Genomic DNA, 19,931 nt, shown 5'->3' on the forward strand with positions numbered 1-19,931 from the left:
GTCATCCTTCAACCTTCCGGTAGACACGGTCATGATCAACGGTCAGGTCGTCATGCGCGATGGACAACTAACGCGGGTCGATCAAGATGAGATTCTGCATGACGCGCTAACGCAACGGCGCCGGGCCTTAGAGCGAGTTGCGGCAAATGGCTAGACGGCCGCACGCCTTTCGATTCGGAATAGTCGGCGTTCGGTTCCTGGTGGTTGCTGCTGCAATTCACCTGGCCCCAACAGCGCCTCGCTCCTTTCTGAAGATTGATGTTCGCGGCAAGCCTGTCTCGTACCTGATAACCTGACTCATGCCGCATCCGCCCTCACTAACAAAGATTGTATGATGACTCTTACAATGCAAGTCGCGCAAATGGTGGCTGATGCTTCCTATGAAGACTTAGCCCCCGAAATCATAGAAAAAGTCAAACTGCTCATCCTGGATCAGCTTGGGTGCATGATTGCGGGATCCGTGCACCGGGAGTCCCTCCGGCTTGCATCCTACCTGGAAGAGATCGACCCCGGGGGCGAGGCGACTGTATTTGGGGCATGCAAGCGCATGACGCCGCCGAATGCCGCTCATGCAAACGCCCAAGCCGGCACAATGCTGAGCCTCGATGATTCCTACATTCGTTATGGTCATCCCGGGAATTCGCTTCTGCCTGCCGCCTTTGCGGTGGCAGAATTGCTAAACGCCAGTGGTCCCGAACTGATACTATCAGCTATGTGCGGCTATGAGATGTCGATGCGCCTCGGTCTAGCAATCTCCGCGAGCGTTGAACGCGATCAGAAAGTCAAGGGTTACTCATCCTGGCAGGTATTCGGCGCGACAAGCGCAACCGCGAAGCTCCGCCGGTTGTCTGCGGAAGAGATAGCAGGCGCATACGGGCTGACGGCGATGCATGCGCCGCCACCCTATCTTCGCAAGTTGCCGCTAAACTGGCTTAAGAACAATTATGGCTGGGCGAACAAAGCCGGCATAACGTCAGTTGACCTTACCATAGCGGGATATGAAGGCAATCGTGAGATATTTGATGGTGAATTTGGCTATTGGATAATAGCCGGCTCTGATCAGTTTGATCCAGATGTTCTAGTGACGCCTTTCGCCGAAAGGTCCATCGTAAAGGAAATAGGGTTTAAACCCTACAGCGGTTGTCGTTGGTCCCATACGCCGATCGACTGCATCCGCAACCTGATCAAAAGTTATTTCGTAACGCATGAGGGCATTGACAGGATCACGATCGAAACGGCTCATGAGTTCGTGCGAGACTTAAACTCAGATGTATGGCCGGACACAGTCCTCGACGCCCTTTTGAACATACCCTATCTCGTAGCCCTCGAGTTGCATGGCAAGTCCTCAGCCCTAGGATTATCGGACCAGGACTTGAAACGCGAGGATATAGCTAAGACCGTCGAAAAAATAACAATGACCGTCTTGCCCGGCGCCCAAGAAAGATTCTTTAAATGTGGTATGGTGCCGGTCCGGGTCACTTTACACACGAAGGATGGCCGGGTGCTTAATGAATACGCCGAATATCCAAAAGGTCATCCTAACGGGCCACCGTTCGCTCGCAAAGACGTAGTAGCGAAGTTCCTCGGGCTTACCACGCCGGTCATCAGACGTACTCGGGCGGAACGATTGTGCAATGGCATCCTTGATTTGGAACGCCATACAGTCAAAGACGTTATGCGCATCGCGTATGGCGATCCTGAGGCATCAACTTGATGGGACCCTCCGAACATCGCCCCTCGAGTTGATCGCAGAAAGGTGCACCCGTAACACCGCTACTGGGATGGACCGACTGGACGCTCGATTTACTCTCCTTTTTGCCTGAGCGAGTAGCGATGACTTGGGAAGCTGGACACCTCGAAAAACCTCGCAATCCGGACCGCATTTCGATTCACTTCGCCTGGTGGTTTGCTCGGAGGCGCTGGATGCGGGGACAGGCGGGGTTCTGGGGCATTGAAGCGTTGTGTGCGGCTGAGCGAGGCGGACGAACCACTGGTGAAGCTGAACGCGGTGGTGCCTTGAGGTGTTTCGCGGGTCGCGGATGCGCACCGATGGCGCCAAAGGCGGACGCCGCCTTTGATGCGGTTATAATTGTTCAAGATTATGGTGCTGCAGGCGCTTGTGTGGATGGCAGCCGTTTCGCAAGGAACGCTGCAACTGGTTTCCGTAACGCCGATCTGCTCTGCGGTTCTCGCCTTCCTGTTCCCCGACGTACCGGCCTTCAGGTGCGCTGTTGAATGACATGCAGGTGCCGTCGCCGGATTCCGGTAATCCTCCTTTCGTCAGCATGGCCCAGATGCCACGCGCAATCTTGTGCCCAGCGCTGTCGCCACCAGCATGCGCGGCTTCTTCGCGATCCGCGAGCGAGCCACGAGCCTTCGGACGCTCGTTTCGGGGGATCCCAATTGCACTAAGACCATGGCGCCGAGGATGAGCATCCGCCGAATGTCGCGCTGACCCATCTTCGAGACCTGCCCTAGTTTCGGCTTGCCACCGGTCGATTTCTGCAGTGGCACGAGTCAGCCATCGCCAATCCGCAGATGCCTGGCAACCTTAATGAGCCGTACGGAAAGTTTTGCGCCGACCTCAGCACACAAAATGACAGCTGTTCTGACGTCCTGGTCGGAGTGATCGGCTCCTGTACACAAAGTGCAGTTTTAAACGCCATTTATTGCTTCTTTCTGGTGTCTCGGCACCTGTAAGCGGCGTTCGAGCCGCAAGACTTGCCCTGGGCACGACGATGTGGTGAATGGCACCACCTTTCGCTATTTAGCCGTCCGGCACGCCGAGCGAGTAGCCGGCGGACCTGACGGTACGAATGACGCTGCCGGGCGAGGCCGTCTTCAGCGCCTTTCTGATCCGGCTGATATGGACGTCGACGGTGCGTGCTCCAATATGAATATTATCCGGCCAAGCCGCGTCGATCAGCTCGTCTCGGCTGAAGACCTTGCCAGGAGCCTCAAGCAAATGCCGCAGCAGGTTGAACTCGATCGGGCCGAGATGGATGTCGTGGCCGTTCCCGCGAACTCGGTGGGCATCGGGCTTCATCTCAAGGCCGCCGCAGCAGAGCCAACTGCCGTTTTCGATCCCGTTTGAACCAGGCTTCGGCAGCCCCAGCTTCGTCCGTAGACAGTCAATCAGCTTGGCCGGCGCGATCGGCCGCACAAAACTCTCGTCAATGCCGGCCTTCAAGAGATCAAGGTGTTGGTTCTCGGCGCCGGGCGCGATCAGGGCAATAACGGGCACGCCTCCTGTCCGAGGCTCCCCCTTGAGCCGGGCACAGAGTGTGGCCCCTGACGCGCTTGCTGGTCCGCAGTCCAGCACTACCGCCTGGAGCTGCCTTTTATCGGCCAATGCAAGTGCTTCCTCCACGCCACCTACCGGCTCACTTGTGAAGCCGTCCACCCCCAGAATGTGGCTGAGGAACAGATACAACTCCGCATCTTGCGAACAGATCAGGACCAGTGGCTTCATCAGCGCTACCCCCGAGAACCAAATCGGCCTCGACCGCCTCGGTGAGTGGGCTGGTCATCACATGCCCTCAAGACCTGACATGATCCCCTGGTTCGAAAACCGGTCCGTCACGCGCGTACCACGTCGGGATAGGTTTCAATGATCGCGACCGCATCATCGACCAGTTTCGCACCTGCCTCAGCGAGTTTGCGAAGCGTGTCAAAGCCGAACCGATGGACGTCGCGAAGAGTCTTCGACAGAACGACCAACCGCCCCGTCGTGAGGAGTACGCGGCCGAAGCCCTCATGGCTCATCATCATGGTCGACGATACCACCAGACCGGAGCGCTGCTCGATCACAAGCCCGACGCACGTGTAGAAAATCTGGAGCCTCCACAGCACGTCCGGGTCGGGATCGCCGATGATCGGGATCTCACGGCGCTTCTCCTTCGTGACGATGAAGTCGGCGAGCAGGTCGGCGTCGGATTTGTCTTCCCACATTCCATAGGTGTCCTGGGCGCGGATCTGCCGCATGAGGCACTTGAGGAAAGGCGTGGCAAGGGCCGTCTCGTCCGCGTCGACAGCAGGACCATCCGCAGTAGCTTTCGGTCTTTTCATCGTTCAGTCCTCATCCTCGAACGGTTTCTTTTCGGTGGCGCCTGCCTCCATTACCGCCTTGCGCAACCAAGGCGGAGGAGCAGTCCTGAGCATCGCCTGGGTTCGCGACAGCACGTCTTCGATAGATTGAGGGCTCGGCACTTTGATCGGATGGATTTTCGCCGAAATAACCTTGGCTGCCGAAGGACCGCCGATCGCCAGACAAAATAGCAAGTGACAGCCCTTCAACGCCTCCACTTTCGGACTAATCCGGTCATCGCCTTCAGATCGATGCTTCCCGCTTTCGTCGGAAACATCTTCAAAGGCGACGGCTTCCACGAAATTCCAGTCATCGGACGTCACGTCATAGACTGCAAACAGTTTGGCCGACCCGAAATGCGCGTTGAGGCATTCCATGTCTTGCGTCGCAATTGCCACGCGCAATGCACCGGATTGCTGTCCCGGCGTCAATGCGTGGACCTTGTTGGCGGCGAGCGAAAGGCGACGATTGGAAGTCATCTGGCGTTTCTCATTTACGGAATGGATCGAGTGACTCGGGCGTCGGCGCGTGCCGGTTGGCCTGGACGATGTTCGCAACATCGAAGATCAGATCGCGCGTCCCTTGATAGAGGATCGTCAGCTTGTGCTGGCTGCCGAGTCGGTCGAAGATCGGGAAGCCAACGCGCATGAGCGGAATGCCAAGACGCTCGGCCGCCTGGCGTCCATGCGAATGTGTGACGAGCAAATCAGCGCCCGCGGCAAGACCTTCGAGATCGCCAAGATCACCGACGTGGACCTGTTCGGCCGGCACTTTCTTAAGAATGTGCGAGGTGGCGGTCGTGGTGACGGCCGCAATGATATCGGCGCCCATACCGGTGAAGAACGTCGCGAGTTGGTAAAGTTGGTCCGGCTCAGCGGCAATGGCAATCTTTTTGCCGCCAAAATGAAAGTGTCCGTCGAGCAAGGCGTCCTGAAGCTGTGCGCGGCGACGGCGGATTATCGCTGGCGACGGCGCACCAGAGATTGAAGAAAGCAGCGAGACGAAACGGTCTGTGTCTTTCAATCCTGTAAGGGAATGAAAAAGGGCATAAGGGACTCCGGTCAGTTTTTGCAGCACCTCCGCCGGAGGGCGCATATGCTCCCCGATTGCGATGCATTGCACGGCCGTGCCAAGCTTCTGGATGTCTTTGACGGTGGTGCCGCCATAGGTGGTCGGCACCCAACGGTCGTCTGGCACCGTACCGTCGAGCGAGCCAGAGAGGTCAGGCAGGATCACTGGCTTGAGACCGAAGCTTTCCACCGTCTCGCGCAAATGTTCGATGTCAGCCACCGTGAGGTTCCAGCCTGACAAGATCGCAATCTTCTTCGACTGCCGAACCCGCTCACCACGCAGCGTAATCCTTTGGATCAGGGCAGTGACAGCCTGGGCCCAGCCCTCCTCGATGGCACCGTGGAAATCCGGCGTGTTGGCCAGAACGACCTCCGTGCCCGCGAGCTCTTTGGCGTGCATCATCTTGATGTTCGCCAAATCCCTTGCGAAATCTTCGCCACGGGTTTCAACCAGCGCGGTGGTACAGACCCCGATCAGTTTCGGGTTCGTGCGGGTCTTTAGATTGAGGAGCGCCTCTTCCAGATGGTCCATGCCGCCGAGGATCGTCGCCATCTCGTCCATCGCCGTTGTCTGCAAGGGGACGGCTTCCTTGAAGTGCCGCACGAGAAGGACAAGCGCAAAGCTGGTGCAGCCCTGGCTGCCATGGAACAGCGGGATTGCACCATCGATCCCAAGGAAGGCGAGCGCTGCACCCAGCGGCTGCGAGGACTTCAGCGGATTGACCGCCGCCCATTTGGTTTGGGGAAGAATGCGGGTCATCGGCTTTCCTCAACGTATGCCGAGACCGCCGGCAGTTGCGCTACTACTTTTTTGAAGGCGTGGACGGTCTCGGTTTTGCTGTGCGTACCCGGTAGTTCTTCTTCTACAGCAGGTTGGTATTCCCACGGTGCAGGCTCCCGCACCTGGCGCCAGATCGGGTTGTAAATGGCAAGGTCGATCTGGCGTACGAGTTCCACCATGCCGGCATACCCGGCATAGGGATGGTGACGTTCCTGGTTGATATCGAGCCAGGGTGTCTTGGCTTTCAGCGCGATGAATTGCGTGCGCCCGCCAGACAGCATGATGTCGGCCTTGTCTTCAGAGAGCACGGCGTAAAGATCGCGGGGCGCCATCGTCTCGAACATATGGTTCTCGTCCTTGAGGATCCGCTTGATGCGTTCCTTGTCTTCGGCCGTCGATTTCTTGACTGAGGTGCCGACGATCTCGATGCCGATCTCCATCAGCGCATGGACAACCGACCAGGACTTCACCCCGCCGGTGTTGAGCAGTACGCGCTTGCCTTCAAGCCTCGGCCGGTATGCTTCAAGCTTCTTCCACGCAATCGCCTCCTCCTCCGCGATCAGTGTCTCCGTGCGCTCAAGGAGCTCCGGACCGGCGCCCTTCTTCACAAGCAACCCGGCGATCTGCCGAAGTGCTTCCGAGGTGTCGCTGATGCCGTAGAAGGAGCCCTCGAAAAACGGGATGTCCCAGCGCTCCTCCATCTTGCGGGCGAGATTTATCAGCGCGGTCGAGCACACCATCATGGCCGCCCGCGCACGGTGCGCCGAAGCGACGTCGAGGTAGCGCGCGTCGCCCGGAATGCAGGCGCGCACCCGGATGCCGAGTCGGTCAAGGAGCGGCTTCACCAGCCAGAACTCGCCGGAAAGATTGAATTCGCCAAGGATATTGATGTCGTAAGGGCTGACATCGTCGGGCTCAACCGTGCCGATGACATGATCGAGCAACGCCTCGCCGGCAAGTTTGTTGCCGAGGTTCTTGGAACCGACGAAGCCCGGCGTGTTGACCGGCACCACCGGCAAGCCGAACTTTTCCGAAGCGCGCTTGCAGACCGCCTCGATGTCGTCGCCGATCAGCGCCGTCACGCAGGTCGAATAGACGAAGATCGCCGGCGGCGCATAGGTCTCCTTGATCTCGCGGATCGCTTTGAAAAGCTTCCGCTCCCCCTGCCCCATCACCACGTCGAGTTCGGTCAGGTCTGTCGTGAAGCTTGTGCGCCATAGCGTTGGCCCCGACGAAGCCGCGCCGCGATTGTCCCAGGAATTACCCTCGCAGGCGATCGGTGCATGGATCAAGTGCGCGACGTCGGTGATCGGCTGCAGCACGATCTTGGCCCCGTCGAAAGCGCAGCCGCCGGCGGCCGCCCCGGGAGTCAGCGGCTTCGAACATCCCTTCTGGCGCGCCTTTGCATCCTTGCCGCGGTTCTTCTCGCATGCGGGCTCGTCGAACACATCCTGGATTTTGGCAGTGAGCGGGGGCATCGCGCCGGACTCCAAGTCCACCGGAAAATGGCTGGCCTTTGGCGAAGGCCAACCGTCGTTCTTAGCGTGTGAGGTCATACGAATAATCCGTCACACCTACCTTGATCGTTTCGCGATCGAGCTTGTCGAAGATCTTGTCGAGGATCGTCGTTAAGACGCGCAAGCCCCCTTGGTAGCCCATGAGCGGGAACCGATGATGATGGTGCCGGTCGAAGATCGGAAACATCAGCCGGATCAGTGGCGTGTCGGTGTCGCGCTCCAGATACTTCCCATAGGAATTGCCGATCAGCAGGTCCACCGGCTCGGTGAAGAGCAGCGAACGCATCGCCCAGAGGTCCTTGCCTGCCCAGACCTGGCCGTCCTTACCGAAGGGCGAGGATTGAAGCAGTTCCTTCATCTCGGCTTCCCAGGCAGGTGTCCCATTGGTGGCGAGGCAGTGGATCGGCTCGCCGCCGGTCTCCATCACGAACCGGGCCACGGCGTAGACGAAGTCAGGATCGCCGTAGATTGCGTATTTCTTGCCATGCAGCCAGGCCTGGCTGTCCGCCATGGCGTCGACAAGTCGGCCGCGCTCCATCCCGATTGCCGTTGGGATATCCTTGCCGGAAATCTCCGAGACCTTCATCAGGAATTCGTCGGTCGCCTGAACACCAAGCGGATAATGGAACGAGGCCGTCGCCTGCCCGACCTCGTTGCAGTATTCCAGCGTCTTGCGAGTGTTGTAGTGCTGCAGCGACAGTGTCGCTTCGGCATGAAGTGCTGCCTTCACGTCCTTGAGCATCGTGCCGCCGTCATACATGCGATACATGCCGTCCGACGGCGTGTCGAACTGGTCGGAAGCATCCTGGATGAAGGTATAGGACACGCCCATCAAGTCGAGCAGGCGCTTGAGCTCGCGGTTGTTGCCGACGCAGAAGCCGTCGAATCCCGGAATGATGTTGATCGTTCCAGCGGTTTCCTTGCGCTCCTGGCCCTTCCAGAAGTGCTCCAGGACGCCCTTGACCATGACGTCATAACCATCGACATGGCTGCCGACAAAGGCGGGCGTATGAGCGAAAGGAACATCAAAGTCGGCCGGGACTGAACCTTCGTTCTTGGCGTTCTCGATGAAGCCGTGCAGGTCATCGCCGATGACCTCTGCCATACAGGTGGTCGAGACGGCAATCATCTTGGGGTCGTAGAGCGCGTAGGTGTTGGCGAGACCGTCGACCATGTTCTTCAGGCCGCCGAACACCGCCGCGTCCTCGGTCATCGAGGACGAAACCGCTGACGAGGGCTCCTTGAAGTGTCGCGACAGATGCGAACGGTAATAAGCAACGCAGCCCTGGCTGCCATGAACGAAGGACATCGTCCGCTCGAAGCCCGCGGCCGCGAAGACGGCGCCAAGCGGCTGGCAGGCTTTGGCCGGGTTCACGACAAGCGCTTCCCGGGCGAGGTTTTTGTCGCGGTACTCCCAGGTCTTGGTGTATTCGCGTTGATCGGTAACGATCTGATCCGGATGCGGACATTCGAAATTCAGCTTCTTCTCGGCGAGCATCTTGCTGTATTCCGGCTCGCGGAACAGGGGAGCATGGTCGAGAACTTTTTCGGCCGACTGCGGCATGGGTGGTCACCTCTTTTCATCTGGCGCGCCAGGCGGCGGCACAGGACGTCGAGACGTTTCAGGTTTCCCGCGGATCAAGGGTCGCGGGCGTTCGTCGGCCCCCCTGCTCCTGGGAGGCCCGTTTTTATTCGGCCGCGACCGCCATCGGCGGCAGGGCCTTTTTCTTCCAGGGGGCGTCGTAGAGGTCCCAGACCGGGTTGTTGATGGCCAGATCCATGTCGCGGGCAAAGATGGCGAAGCCGTCATAGCCGTGATAGGGGCCGGAATAATCCCAGGAGTGCATCTGACGGAACGGAATGCCCATCTTCTGCACCGGGTACTTCTCCTTAATGCCGGAGCCCACGAGATCAGGTCGGACCCCCTCGATGAACTTTTCCAGCTCATAACCGGTCACGTCGTCATAGATCAGCGTGCCATTTTTTACGTAATGGCCGGTGCGCTGATAGTCATCGTTGTGAGCGAACTCGTATCCGGTGCCAACTATCACCATGCCGAGGTCCTCATAGGCCGTGATCACGTGACGAGGGCGAAGGCCGCCGACATAGAGCATCACGGTCTTTCCTTCTAGGCGCGGCCAATACTTGTCGACGACCGCATCGACCAAGGGTCGGTACTTGGCGATGACCGCCTCGGTCCTGTCCTCGATTGTGGGCCCGAAATGCTTGGCTATCTTGCGCAGAGAGGCTTCGATCTGTGAGGGACCAAAGAAATTGTATTCCATCCAGGGGATGCCGTACTTTTCCTCCATGTGCCGGCAGATGTAGTTCATCGACCGGTAGCAGTGGATGAGGTTGAGCTTGGCCTTCGGCGCGCGCTCCACCTCAGCAAGCGTCGCGTCCCCCGACCAGTTGCCGACGACGCGCAAACCCACCTCCTCCAACAAGATACGCGTAGCCCACGCGTCACCGCCGATATTGTAGTCGCCGATGACGTTAACGTCGTAACGGCCGGCCTCGAACTCGACTTCTGTCTTGTCGAAGACCCAGTCGCGGATCGAATCATTGGCAATGTGGTGACCAAGCGACTGCGAGACGCCGCGGAAGCCCTCGCAGCGCACCGGCACGATCGTCTTTTCGTTCTCCTTGGCCTTTTTGCGCGACACCGCCTCGATGTCGTCGCCAATCAGGCCGATCGGGCATTCCGATTGGACGCTGATGCCATTGTTCAGCGGGAACAGCTCCTCGATCTCGTCGATGACCTTTTCCAACTTCTTGTCGCCGCCGAAAACGATGTCCTTCTCCTGAAAATCGGAGGTGAACTGCAGAGTCACGAAGCTGTCGATGCCCGTCGTACCGACGTAATAATTCCGGCGCTGCGACCAGGAATATTGACCGCAACCGACTGGCCCATGTGAGATGTGGACCATATCCTTGATCGGACCCCACACCACACCTTTGGAGCCGGCGTAGGCGCAGCCGCGGATCGTCATCACGCCCGGAATCGACTTGATGTTCGATTTGACGCTGCATTCGGAGAGGGCCTCTCCATCCTCGTCGGCCTCGTGCCCGTTCGTTGCGACGCTGAGGTGCTTCTTGCGGCGCTTCGCCGCCTTGTCCGGATACTGCGACAGCACTTGCTTGATAAGCTCCTCATGGAGAGCGCCGTCATTCTCATAGTCGAGGCTCATGGGGCCTGTTCCCTTTCAAGGTTCGCATGCGCCTCGCGGACGAGGCGCGTTCTTGGAAAGGACGCGCCAGCTCAATGCCGGCGCGTCCCCTGCTGGCGGCAGGGGAGGGCGCCCCTAGTGGGCAGCCGCCAGCTTGGCCTCCTTGGCCTGGAGTTCGGCAAGCATCTGCTCATCGGTTTTCATGATGCCGAAGTCGAGCAGCATATCTTCCAACTCCTCCATGGTGATTGGGGTCGGGACTGTGCCCTGGCCCGAGTTGGCATGGATCTTCTCGGCCAGCGCGCGATACTCCCCGGCCTGCTTGGAGTCCGGCGCGTACTGGATCACGGTCATCTTCCTGAGCTCAGCGTGCTGAACGATATTGTCACGCGGCACGAAGTGAATGAGCTTGGAATTGAGCTTGGCAGCCAGCGCCTCGGAGAGATCGAGTTCGCGGTCGGTCTGGCGCTCGTTGCAAATCAGCCCCCCCAACCGCACGCCGCCAGAATGGGCATATTTCAGGATGCCCTTGGCGATGTTGTTGGCGGCATAGAGCGCCATCATCTCGCCAGACATGACGATGTAGATTTCCTGAGCCTTGTTCTCGCGGATCGGCATCGCAAAGCCGCCGCATACCACGTCGCCGAGCACGTCGTAGGAGACGTAGTCGACATCGTCATAGGCACCGTTCTCCTCAAGAAAGTTGATAGAGGTGATGACGCCGCGGCCGGCACAACCGACGCCCGGCTCCGGGCCGCCGGACTCCACGCACTTGATGCCTCTGTAGCCGACCTTGAGCACGTCCTCGAGTTCGAGGTCTTCCACCGAACCCTCCTCTGCCGCGAGATGCAAAACCGTGTCTTGCGCCTTCGAGTTCAGGATCAGGCGCGTGGAGTCGGCTTTGGGATCGCAGCCCACGATAAGGATCTTCTGCCCGAGATCGACAAGGGCCGCGAGCGTATTTTGGGAGGTGGTGGACTTGCCGATGCCCCCCTTGCCGTAGAATGCGATTTGACGCAAATCTGACATGTAGCCTTCCTTCCTTCGTTTCATCCATCGCAACGGCGATCGGCAGCTCGCGCCGCCTCGCAAGGAAGGTTTCAAAACGCATGCCAATTTGGCTGATCGAGCCCGAAGAAAAGCCTTTTGTTTGTTTTTCAGCTATTTACCGTAAGTCGAAACAAGAGTTTGGCTAAACAAGCCTGTGTCGCTCATCCGACAAAGCCGACAGAAGCTGTCGGATGCTATTGCTTTAGAATGACCCTCGGTTAGTGACGACCGACAGCAGGATCAACGAGCTTCGAAATGCAGGTAAACGGACATCAAGCTCGCTAGTCATGGTTCCCACTGTGAATTACGAACTCGCTGAGGAAAGGCGCAATGATCACGGCCTCTGCTCCGCAGTCCGGTCACGCCAAATCCGCCACGAAGGTCGCGCAGTGGAGAAAGCCGATCTCGACCAGGTCTATCGCGCGTTCAGCACCGGCAGAACCAAAGCGACAGTTGCCTCTGTCCTCCTAGCCTCGCTCTCTCCGCGATTGGCAATCGCCAGCTCCATATACTCAATGAGATGGTCAGGTTTCTCCGAGAAACGGTCGAAGTGGACGCGATCTGGCCCTAAGCTGCGCTTCCAGCTTCCCTCTATGGAGGTCGAAACAGACGGCCCTGGATACATTGCGTGCAGGAAACAACGGGATCGAAAGTTGGCGCCAGGGACGGACCATCACTTACCAGGGCTTCCGACGGCCGGCCAAGCGGCTTCTGCCGAATTGCCGCGGCCCTATGCGCCGGCGACCAGCGAACGTTTGTGACGAGATTTCGCAACGCAGACTGCGCCCGGGAGCTCGACCAAGGCAAGCAACCTGCACCCACTGTTGGGTTGCATGGAATCCGCGAAGAGGTAGTGCTTCGGTTGGCTTCCTTTCGCGCTGCCGCAATTGTTTCTGAGCTTTCCCTGCCCAGTTGGCACGACTTTTGAACATCCATGACGCGAGGCGGCACGACCTGCCGACCCGATACTCGCGTCGTGGGTGACATCGCGATGGGCGGAATGACCACGACCCATTTGCAGAAAGGAGCGCTTATGGGGATCAGGAAGCTGGGCGACCTCGACCTGCGCGGGCCGGCGTGCGTGTTCGTCACCGTCAGCCGGACCGGATCGACCAGAGTGGTGCTCGCCTCCGATCACACGGTCACCGACGGCCATTCAATGGCGTCGGTCCCGCACAAGCTTACCGACCTTTACACCGCCGCGATCCGCGGAGTGGCGCCACAGCTTGGCTCGGCGTACGGCCATCTGGACTACGCTGAGTCCGGATGGGCTCGGCAGACCGGCCTGACCGCCAACCACCCCGCAATTGGCGACCGGCGCGAGTTGATCGCGGCGCACGCCAGTCAACTGCCCGATTTCAACATAGCAATCGGTGCGCCGAAAAGCGCGGCGCAGCGCAACGGACGGATTCGACTATTCGACTCGGCCACCGCACGAAAGGTCGATCGGGCATGCCGACCTAAGGGCGGAAATACCGTGGCCGACGTCTTCGCGCGTCTGGCGTTCGCCAGGAAAGCGCCGGCCAATCAAAGCCAATTCAACACCGTCGCGCCATTCCATACCCGGCACGACCCGCGGTGGAGGGGCTCGGTCGGGTGGTACGTGGGGCTGAGCCCTGTGAGCTTCCCAGTATCCGACCCTTTCCCAGAGCTACTACGCACCGCCAGGTTCGAACTGAAGCGGGCCAAGGAAACTGCCCGGCTGCCGTGTTCCAAGGCGGTGGAACTGCACGGCACGCCTTTGCGCAACCGCCTCATCGTGACCAATTTGGACCATCGGAGGGTCCCCGGCTCCCAATGCCGGGCGCGTTGGCGGACGCGTTTTCTGATCAGTCGCAGTGCCGATCCGTACGAGGGCATTTGTATGAGTTTCCGCCACCCCGGCACGGCACTCGCGCGAACTGCCGTGGACGGCTATCTCAACGAAGTCAGTTTAGCGGACTACCGGATCAGCGCCGCTGCGGAGGAGTCGGGCGGCGGCAGACTGACCCTGGCTGGGCACCAATCATTATGATCGCCGCCGGCTTGAAAGCTGCGATGTTCATTTCATTCGATGCTGTGTCAGTGTCAGGCATCACTGTTGAAGCAACGAAGGTCGCGAAGAAACTCAAAGAAAACGGATTCAGATGTTACCTGGACCTAGGTTACGATATAAACATAAGCAAGGGAAACTTCGGAAAACCCTATGTGAACGAGACTTGTCTATACCACAATCATTTTGAGCTAGTGCGCGTAGATATCACTACTGTACCTAACTATACTCCAGAATTTATAAAAAACGTAAATAGAGTGCTGCTTGACCCGACACTTGCCGTATCACATGATGCCAAGGCCGCAATACTTGCATCAGTGGATCAGGTTGCCGCGGGAGTAGCGCTTAAAATCGTGGCCCTGTGGAAACGTCTGAACGTCAGCAAAGTTATTGTTGAAAACGGGACGCTGCCTGAAAATATCGTATATTCCCGAGCACTTCGGCTGGCAATCGAGCAGTACGGACAGGCTCTGAATCTGGGGAGTTTCGTCATCTGGCGCGACCACGACCTGATGTGGAGTAGCGAGAAAAAGGTGATGAAATATGGCGTACCACCGTATCCCCATGCGATTAAACCCGCAAAATCGCAGTACATCACCTATGTTACCTTGAACGAAAAACTACGAAATGAACTGGAAACTTGGTGCAACTTTGAGGTGGAGGTTAAAGTCAGGAAAAATACCTATGACTTTTCAGAGCGGCATAACCATAGCGCCGTTAGAGAGTTATTACATATTGGGAGACACGATATCCTGATCGCAAGAACAACGCGTCTGATACCTCAAAAACGAATAGACCGGGATATTGTGTTGGTTCAACAATTAAATCAACGCTTCCGTGAACTCGGTGAAAGCACTTCCGCGATCCTCGTGGTTGCCGGAGATAAACATGAAAATTACCCTCATTACCTAGAGCTTGTTCGGTCGGCACAAGCGCTAGGTATATCACAGTATATCGAGTTTGTCGGACCTTTGTATCACGACTTAATGCCTTCTACGAGAAATTTGTTCACGATAGAGGACCTTTATTACTCATGCGATCTAGTTTCATTCCTCACCTCCTATGACTACGACAGTTATGGCAACCCCATTGGCGAGGCAATTAGCCAAAAGCGTTGTTATATCACCACTAGCTATGAATATTACGACGAGGTTTATGGCCGGCATGGATTTGAGGCCCCGGTATTGGAAATCTCCAGCACTAATGACGGGTTGCCCGGCATACGATTTATCGATGAGGTATTTCGTCTTCTCTCAGACAAACAATTGATGAAGGCCGTCGCTGAAAGGAATTTTAAAAGGGGGAAGCGCGTTCTTTCCAACAACGTCTTTGACGTGTTGAATTTGAATGATTGTGATTGACGTTATGCGTGACACCACTTTCGTATCAGTTGTGCTGCCGGTTTTTAACGAAGGTGACCGTTTAAACGAAGTCCTGGAATCAATTTATTATCAGCGTACGCATGGAGAATTGATTACTTACGACAGTTATGAACTGATAGTTGTCGATAACAATTCGACGGACAATTCTGTAGCTGCAGTCAATGACTTCAAAGCCAAACACCCTTCTATAGACATCTATGTTATTAGGGAAAGCGTTCAGGGCGTTTCATCCGCCAGAAAGCGTGGCATGGATTACGCCTCCTTGAGAGCGAAAGTTAGAGATAGCCGATCAGGAGAAAGAAACAAACACTATATTGTTTCTGCCGATGCTGACTGCACGGTTAGCCCTTATTGGCTCCATCATCTCATCGATAAAATGATGAAAGAGGATGGGGGCCTGGGAACCTGTAATTACTACTATGATGAAAAGTGTTTTCATCATCGCCCTAACCTATTCAGAGAAATACAGAAGACATTACGCTGCCGTGATTTTTCATTTAACCTATTTGGCGGCTTTCCTGATGGTAAAGGATTTGCTGTAGAGCGGGAATTCTATGATAGAGTGGGCGGAATCGAGATTTTCTATCAGTTGAATAATGGTCGCTTCGTTGAACATTTATCGGACGACTGGGATTTCGGTATTAAAGTAATTGCCTACGGCGGCAAGCCCGTCTACGCACCAGAGTCTTGCGTACAGATCAATAGCCGACGCGTTGATACAATTCTTGATGAGGTCATCACGGGGGCGGCCTACGGCCGGGACGGCGTGATTATCATGAAGGATGTGCGTCCCGACGTAATGCAGAAGAAAGCTCCGCCTGACACGACAGACGATCAATCTAAGCAAGCTTGGTTTTACTCGATAAAGGACTACGTTCCTAAAAATATCATCTTGCCCGTATTATTGAACCCACGACTTTTGATGAAGAAAGTGGCGGTCAGGGATTTCTTCACCGAACAAGTGGCCGACAGACTGCACCAGCGCATCCAGGAAATCAAAAACGAAATGCGTATTATCGATTTCAGGGCCATTCATACCTATAAGACTCCCTCCTATCGATTATATTTTGAGTTTCGCGACGAGATATTTGCCGCGCTGCGGCGTACAGTCGGCGATGACATCGGTTTTCCTCCCCCATTGCCCGCCTGCTTTGACAACGTCAGTCCCGAGGAGTTCAAACGCTTTGTTTGGTACTTCTGTGAAGATCGTGAATCTGGCGAGGCACATAATTATTTTGCGAACGGAGGGGTATTCTAAATGAACGAAGCAATGGCGTCTTTACGCGATCTGGATCCTAGGTATCCAGTCCCTCTAGTCTCCGAATTCCTTTCCAGATCGGAAAACTACGTTTTTCTGAACTACGTCTATAAGGATCCGTTTGGCTGTCATGTTTTCCCCGGAGATATAGAAAATTATCCCCTAGCATCCTTTTTTTCAGACATGGAAAGCGAAATTACAAAAGCGCAGCAAATCCATTTGTGGGCATACATTCCCAGTTGCCGTTACCGCTGCCATTTTTGCCAGTTTCCGACGGTCATTCTCAATCCTCATTCAGCGTCTTCGCAGGCAGTCCTGAAAGAGCTGGTTGATCTGAATATTAAAGAAGCGACGCTGTGGCTGGCAAAGGTGCCGAGCCTTGCCGATGTTGAAGTTGGGGAGTTCAATATTTTTGGTGGCACCCCATCGCTGCTGCCTGAATCGGAACTGCGTAGATTAATGGCGTTTTACAAAGCCAATTTCAATCTCTCCACGACCACAATGCGGTTCGAAGGCGAACCTGGCACACTGACAAAATCGTATCTGTCGCTATTGCGAGAGCTTGGTTTCACAAAAGTAAGTTTTGGCGCTCAGTCTTTTGACGATCGAATCATTTCTGCTTGTGGACGTATGCATTCCGCAAACGATTGTGTTGAAGCTGTATACAACGCCCGGGAACTGGGTATTGACTGGGTCAGTGTCGATCTCATCTACGGCATGCTGGGACAAAGCGTAGACGCTGTGAGATACGACATGGAGAAAACCCGCGAACTGGAACTTTCCCATGTGGTCTGCACCAAACTGCATCTGGAAGAGTTCATGAAAACCCGTACTGGCATCTCCGGGGAGCGTCGAAGTGTGTGGCAGAGAACAGGACTGGATCATGTCGATAGCATGTGCTTTCCGGGCCTGGGAAAACAATATCAAATGCGCGAGCTAATCGAAGAATATTTGGGTAGCGCCTATCGTGAACACCCTACTATGTATTTTTATCGACACGATCATCGACCGGAAAAATGGAAAAGCCTGGTTACCGACCTGGATAAACAGTTTCCCGAGGTAGCTGTCGGCCTCGGCGGTAGCTCGAAATGCACGAAAGCTGAAGCGATCAATATCACCGGTTATAGAGCTTACAGGGACGCTTTGCGTGAAGATCGTCTTCCGATCCAGGACAGCCGTGGCATGTCGCCTGTTCACCGGGAAATTAGCGCATTTAAAATGGCGCTCTCGACGCTCATTCCGGTCGATGATGCCGTGTTCAGGCAACGCTTTGGAAGAAGCTTTTTTGACAACGAGATCATCAATTGCACGTTGAGAGAGCTAATTGAAAAGTCGCTGGTTGTCATTGAACGCGATGTGGTGACGCTGACCCCCAATGGCGTCACGTTGGTCGAAGCGATTATCAACACGCAGTTTGCGCCATCGCTCTTCTAGGGTTCTTCATGGCCGACAACATAGACGACCCGTTGAGCGCGCCGCTGGCCTCCCGAAAGTCTCCAATGCCCGCAAGACCTGTAAACAAGACGAATTGGTTTTTGGAGCGAAGTCGCCGGTATTCATGTGCGATACCCTCGCGGGCCAAGACGCGTACGAGATGTTAATGGAACCCACGAAGGCGCGCGCCTCTCGCACGCGCTTGGCCGTCGCGATCGAGCGCACTATCACCTGACGCCGGACAAGATGGGCGACGGGCGCGAAGGCTTACGCCTTTTCTGTCCCCTGCCGGAAAATGTAATGACGTCCCATGGCAGGTGCGCAGGAGATGAAGCGCCAACGCAGGCGTCACCCGCGAGCGATCCAGTAGCAGCGCACCTCACTTAGGTTTCGCCTCTCAAGTTTGGACCGCGCAAGATCCCGCACTGCCTCAGCGTGGAGTTGCAGGATGTCGGGCACGGGACATTGCAGTCAGTGCTGCGATGGCTCGAGTGTTCTAACAGGTCAATCTTGCAAGCGTGGCTCGGCTAGTCACCAATTCGGCGACGCTGAGAACTGCTGTCGGATCGGTAGATGAGTCAACAAGTGCTTCTGCGACATTTACAGCACGTTCCGCCATACCATCGCATAGCTCTCCAATACGACGGCGCAGCAGCGGAAAGCCAACTCCCACCTCGCTTGCAAATGCTTGCCAGCTGTCAGCATCCATTTCGGTCAGCGTTGCACTCTTGCCCATCCGCATTGCCATGTTGGGCGATAGTTCCGGAAAGGCCACCGTCGAAAGCACGTCGTATAACGGAGCGAGTCTCGGCCCCTGCTCGTCATAAAGAATAGAGAAATTCTTGCCGTGAGCATCGGCATTCCCGATGATCACGTTGAAAATCGCTGCGTCGAGCAGTTTCAGAACATCACCGGCCGGCCTCGCTGAAACCCGTCGCAACAGCTCGAAGCATTCTTTGAAGGTCGGTCCACCCTCGTTTGCATATTTTGTTTCCGGTGGCACGCCGAGCGCCTGACAGAAGTCCTCTTGATGGATTCGGTGAACCACGCCACTGGCAGCCCGTAGGCGGTCATACCTCGCGACGAGGAGGAACGAACGTCCCTGCACGGACCTTGGTTCAACGGGCGCGACATCAAGGCCGATATCGGCCGCAAGTCTCATTGCGAAGGCTTCATTTTCGGTCGTTGCCTTAAAGCGTGCGATCGGCGGCTTCACGATGTGCGTGGTAGCATGACCAGCCAGAGGAAGCGCGATGTGGCCATTAACAAGAACCACCGGCACTTTCGATTGGGAGCCAGCCAACGACAGTCGCAATCCTCCCTCGCCCGCCAATAGCGGCCGCACCGGAAGCGCCTCGAGCACGCGGACGATCCCCGCATCGTCCAAAGGCGCAGGCTGGTGGTCCGTCGACCTCGCTTCCGCGAGCTCCTGGCCTTCCGTCAACAGTTGCAACGCGCCAGCGACGTCGCCGCCCAAGCGATCAAGAAGCGCGTAGTCGTTGGCGGGAGAAACGCCCAATGCTTGTGCTGCTGCTTCTCGCTGGCTTTCTTCTGGAAGCAGCCCGCCGAAAAACGGACGGCACTCTTGACGTGTGAAACACTCTGCTCGTTTCGGAAGGGAAGCGGACAACGCGAGCGCGCTATCGTCCTCAAGCCACGCTTGCGCGTAATCAAAGCTGATATCGCCGTGCCCGTCCTGGGCAAATCGACCGACTATGCGGCCGTCCCACCAGACATTGAGCACTTTGGTCGTCATCGCCTGCGCTCGCCACGGGTCAGGATTTCAACGGCGCAGCCGAGTGTCTGAAGAACATGCAAAACTTTCCCGAGTTGGGCTGTGGGCTTGCCTGCTTCGAGCTCGACAATAAACCGAAGGCCTACGCCAGTAACACCGGCAAGCTCATCCTGCCGCAAGTTTTGCTGCTTGCGCTCACTTCGAACCACGGCGCCGATATCGGCTGGACTTCCGACTTGTTTTGACACGACAATTTTCCCAATCGGGAAATATTACGGGTTGAAGCGGATATTTCGTCGGGAATATCCCGAACGGTAAATTCTAAGGACTTGGGGCGTTGGATTCCGATCCAACGTCCTCGTTCGCCGAATGCCTGGGCGAAACGACCGCACCGATCATAACTGGTGGTGAAACC

Annotated in this window: 16 protein-coding genes; 5 read left to right on the forward strand and 11 right to left on the reverse strand. The window is 56.5% G+C overall.

Annotated features, from left to right (window positions below):
• Window positions 1–334: 334 nt before the first annotated feature.
• Entirely contained in the window at window positions 335–1,714 is a 1,380-nt protein-coding gene (locus QN222_RS26825) for an MmgE/PrpD family protein (protein WP_283964721.1), read from the forward strand.
• A gap of 566 nt (window positions 1,715–2,280) precedes the next feature.
• On the opposite strand, the gene QN222_RS30420 is transcribed toward QN222_RS26825, so the two are convergent.
• The 9 genes from QN222_RS30420 to nifH all read right to left on the reverse strand — a co-directional run bounded on the left by QN222_RS30420 (window position 2,281) and on the right by nifH (window position 11,654).
• On the reverse strand, window positions 2,281–2,460 hold the full coding sequence (locus QN222_RS30420; RefSeq protein WP_369292083.1) for a hypothetical protein: 180 nt from the start codon (window positions 2,458–2,460) through the stop codon (window positions 2,281–2,283).
• 307 nt (window positions 2,461–2,767) lie between these two features.
• Window positions 2,768–3,472 carry a response regulator transcription factor gene (locus QN222_RS26830; protein ID WP_283964722.1) on the reverse strand — a complete coding sequence of 235 codons (705 nt, stop codon included), beginning with the start codon at window positions 3,470–3,472 and terminating at the stop codon, window positions 2,768–2,770.
• A 107-nt stretch (window positions 3,473–3,579) separates the two neighbouring features.
• A complete protein-coding gene (locus QN222_RS26835) occupies window positions 3,580–4,068 on the reverse strand; it encodes a NifX-associated nitrogen fixation protein (protein WP_283964723.1) in 489 nt (162 codons plus the stop codon).
• A gap of 3 nt (window positions 4,069–4,071) precedes the next feature.
• Window positions 4,072–4,566 carry a nitrogen fixation protein NifX gene (nifX, locus tag QN222_RS26840; RefSeq protein ID WP_283964724.1) on the reverse strand — a complete coding sequence of 165 codons (495 nt, stop codon included), beginning with the start codon at window positions 4,564–4,566 and terminating at the stop codon, window positions 4,072–4,074.
• A 10-nt stretch (window positions 4,567–4,576) separates the two neighbouring features.
• The gene (nifN, locus tag QN222_RS26845) at window positions 4,577–5,917 is read right to left on the reverse strand and encodes a nitrogenase iron-molybdenum cofactor biosynthesis protein NifN (RefSeq protein ID WP_283964725.1); all 1,341 of its coding nucleotides are present in this window, start codon (window positions 5,915–5,917) and stop codon (window positions 4,577–4,579) included.
• Window positions 5,914–7,416, reverse strand: a complete 1,503-nt coding sequence (nifE, locus tag QN222_RS26850) for a nitrogenase iron-molybdenum cofactor biosynthesis protein NifE (protein ID WP_283964726.1) — start codon at window positions 7,414–7,416, stop codon at window positions 5,914–5,916. The genes nifN and nifE overlap by 4 nt, the downstream gene beginning before the upstream one ends.
• 61 nt (window positions 7,417–7,477) lie before the next feature.
• Entirely contained in the window at window positions 7,478–9,019 is a 1,542-nt protein-coding gene (nifK, locus tag QN222_RS26855; protein WP_283964727.1) for a nitrogenase molybdenum-iron protein subunit beta, read from the reverse strand.
• Window positions 9,020–9,143: 124 nt separating this feature from the next.
• Window positions 9,144–10,646 (reverse strand): nitrogenase molybdenum-iron protein alpha chain, encoded by a 1,503-nt coding sequence (nifD, locus tag QN222_RS26860; protein ID WP_283964728.1) that lies wholly within the window; start codon window positions 10,644–10,646, stop codon window positions 9,144–9,146.
• Between the two features lie 114 nt (window positions 10,647–10,760).
• On the reverse strand, window positions 10,761–11,654 hold the full coding sequence (nifH, locus tag QN222_RS26865) for a nitrogenase iron protein (RefSeq protein WP_283964729.1): 894 nt from the start codon (window positions 11,652–11,654) through the stop codon (window positions 10,761–10,763).
• 1,021 nt (window positions 11,655–12,675) lie between these two features.
• On the opposite strand from nifH, the gene QN222_RS26870 reads away from it, so the two are divergent.
• From QN222_RS26870 to QN222_RS26885, 4 genes are read left to right on the forward strand one after another with little or no spacing between them, the layout of a single operon-like run.
• A complete protein-coding gene (locus QN222_RS26870; protein WP_283964730.1) occupies window positions 12,676–13,689 on the forward strand; it encodes a condensation domain-containing protein in 1,014 nt (337 codons plus the stop codon).
• Complete coding sequence (locus QN222_RS26875) at window positions 13,686–15,068, forward strand: hypothetical protein (protein WP_283964731.1); 1,383 nt, start codon at window positions 13,686–13,688, stop codon at window positions 15,066–15,068. The genes QN222_RS26870 and QN222_RS26875 overlap by 4 nt, the downstream gene beginning before the upstream one ends.
• Window positions 15,055–16,347: a glycosyltransferase family 2 protein gene (locus QN222_RS26880; RefSeq protein WP_283964732.1), complete on the forward strand. Its 1,293-nt coding sequence runs from the start codon at window positions 15,055–15,057 to the stop codon at window positions 16,345–16,347. Before QN222_RS26875 ends, QN222_RS26880 begins: the two co-directional genes overlap by 14 nt.
• On the forward strand, window positions 16,348–17,781 hold the full coding sequence (locus QN222_RS26885) for a radical SAM protein (RefSeq protein WP_283964733.1): 1,434 nt from the start codon (window positions 16,348–16,350) through the stop codon (window positions 17,779–17,781). It begins immediately after the preceding gene.
• A 496-nt stretch (window positions 17,782–18,277) separates the two neighbouring features.
• On the opposite strand, the gene QN222_RS26890 is transcribed toward QN222_RS26885, so the two are convergent.
• Together QN222_RS26890 and QN222_RS26895 are read right to left on the reverse strand one after the other, a co-directional pair.
• On the reverse strand, window positions 18,278–19,537 hold the full coding sequence (locus QN222_RS26890) for a type II toxin-antitoxin system HipA family toxin (RefSeq protein ID WP_283964734.1): 1,260 nt from the start codon (window positions 19,535–19,537) through the stop codon (window positions 18,278–18,280).
• Entirely contained in the window at window positions 19,534–19,764 is a 231-nt protein-coding gene (locus QN222_RS26895; RefSeq protein ID WP_283964735.1) for a type II toxin-antitoxin system Y4mF family antitoxin, read from the reverse strand. Before QN222_RS26895 ends, QN222_RS26890 begins: the two co-directional genes overlap by 4 nt.
• Between the last annotated feature and the right edge of the window lie 167 nt (window positions 19,765–19,931).

The organism is Sinorhizobium sp. 6-70 (assembly GCF_030124375.1).
Taxonomy (GTDB): domain Bacteria; phylum Pseudomonadota; class Alphaproteobacteria; order Rhizobiales; family Rhizobiaceae; genus Sinorhizobium.

Coding starts and splice junctions, on each gene's coding strand:
- QN222_RS26825 (WP_283964721.1), top strand. CDS start 335: ATGACTCTTACAATGCAAGTCGCGCAAATGGTGGCTGATGCTTCCTAT.
- QN222_RS30420 (WP_369292083.1), bottom strand. CDS start 2,460: ATGGGTCAGCGCGACATTCGGCGGATGCTCATCCTCGGCGCCATGGTC.
- QN222_RS26830 (WP_283964722.1), bottom strand. CDS start 3,472: ATGAAGCCACTGGTCCTGATCTGTTCGCAAGATGCGGAGTTGTATCTG.
- QN222_RS26835 (WP_283964723.1), bottom strand. CDS start 4,068: ATGAAAAGACCGAAAGCTACTGCGGATGGTCCTGCTGTCGACGCGGAC.
- nifX (WP_283964724.1), bottom strand. CDS start 4,566: ATGACTTCCAATCGTCGCCTTTCGCTCGCCGCCAACAAGGTCCACGCA.
- nifN (WP_283964725.1), bottom strand. CDS start 5,917: ATGACCCGCATTCTTCCCCAAACCAAATGGGCGGCGGTCAATCCGCTG.
- nifE (WP_283964726.1), bottom strand. CDS start 7,416: ATGCCCCCGCTCACTGCCAAAATCCAGGATGTGTTCGACGAGCCCGCA.
- nifK (WP_283964727.1), bottom strand. CDS start 9,019: ATGCCGCAGTCGGCCGAAAAAGTTCTCGACCATGCTCCCCTGTTCCGC.
- nifD (WP_283964728.1), bottom strand. CDS start 10,646: ATGAGCCTCGACTATGAGAATGACGGCGCTCTCCATGAGGAGCTTATC.
- nifH (WP_283964729.1), bottom strand. CDS start 11,654: ATGTCAGATTTGCGTCAAATCGCATTCTACGGCAAGGGGGGCATCGGC.
- QN222_RS26870 (WP_283964730.1), top strand. CDS start 12,676: ATGACCACGACCCATTTGCAGAAAGGAGCGCTTATGGGGATCAGGAAG.
- QN222_RS26875 (WP_283964731.1), top strand. CDS start 13,686: ATGATCGCCGCCGGCTTGAAAGCTGCGATGTTCATTTCATTCGATGCT.
- QN222_RS26880 (WP_283964732.1), top strand. CDS start 15,055: ATGATTGTGATTGACGTTATGCGTGACACCACTTTCGTATCAGTTGTG.
- QN222_RS26885 (WP_283964733.1), top strand. CDS start 16,348: ATGAACGAAGCAATGGCGTCTTTACGCGATCTGGATCCTAGGTATCCA.
- QN222_RS26890 (WP_283964734.1), bottom strand. CDS start 19,537: ATGACGACCAAAGTGCTCAATGTCTGGTGGGACGGCCGCATAGTCGGT.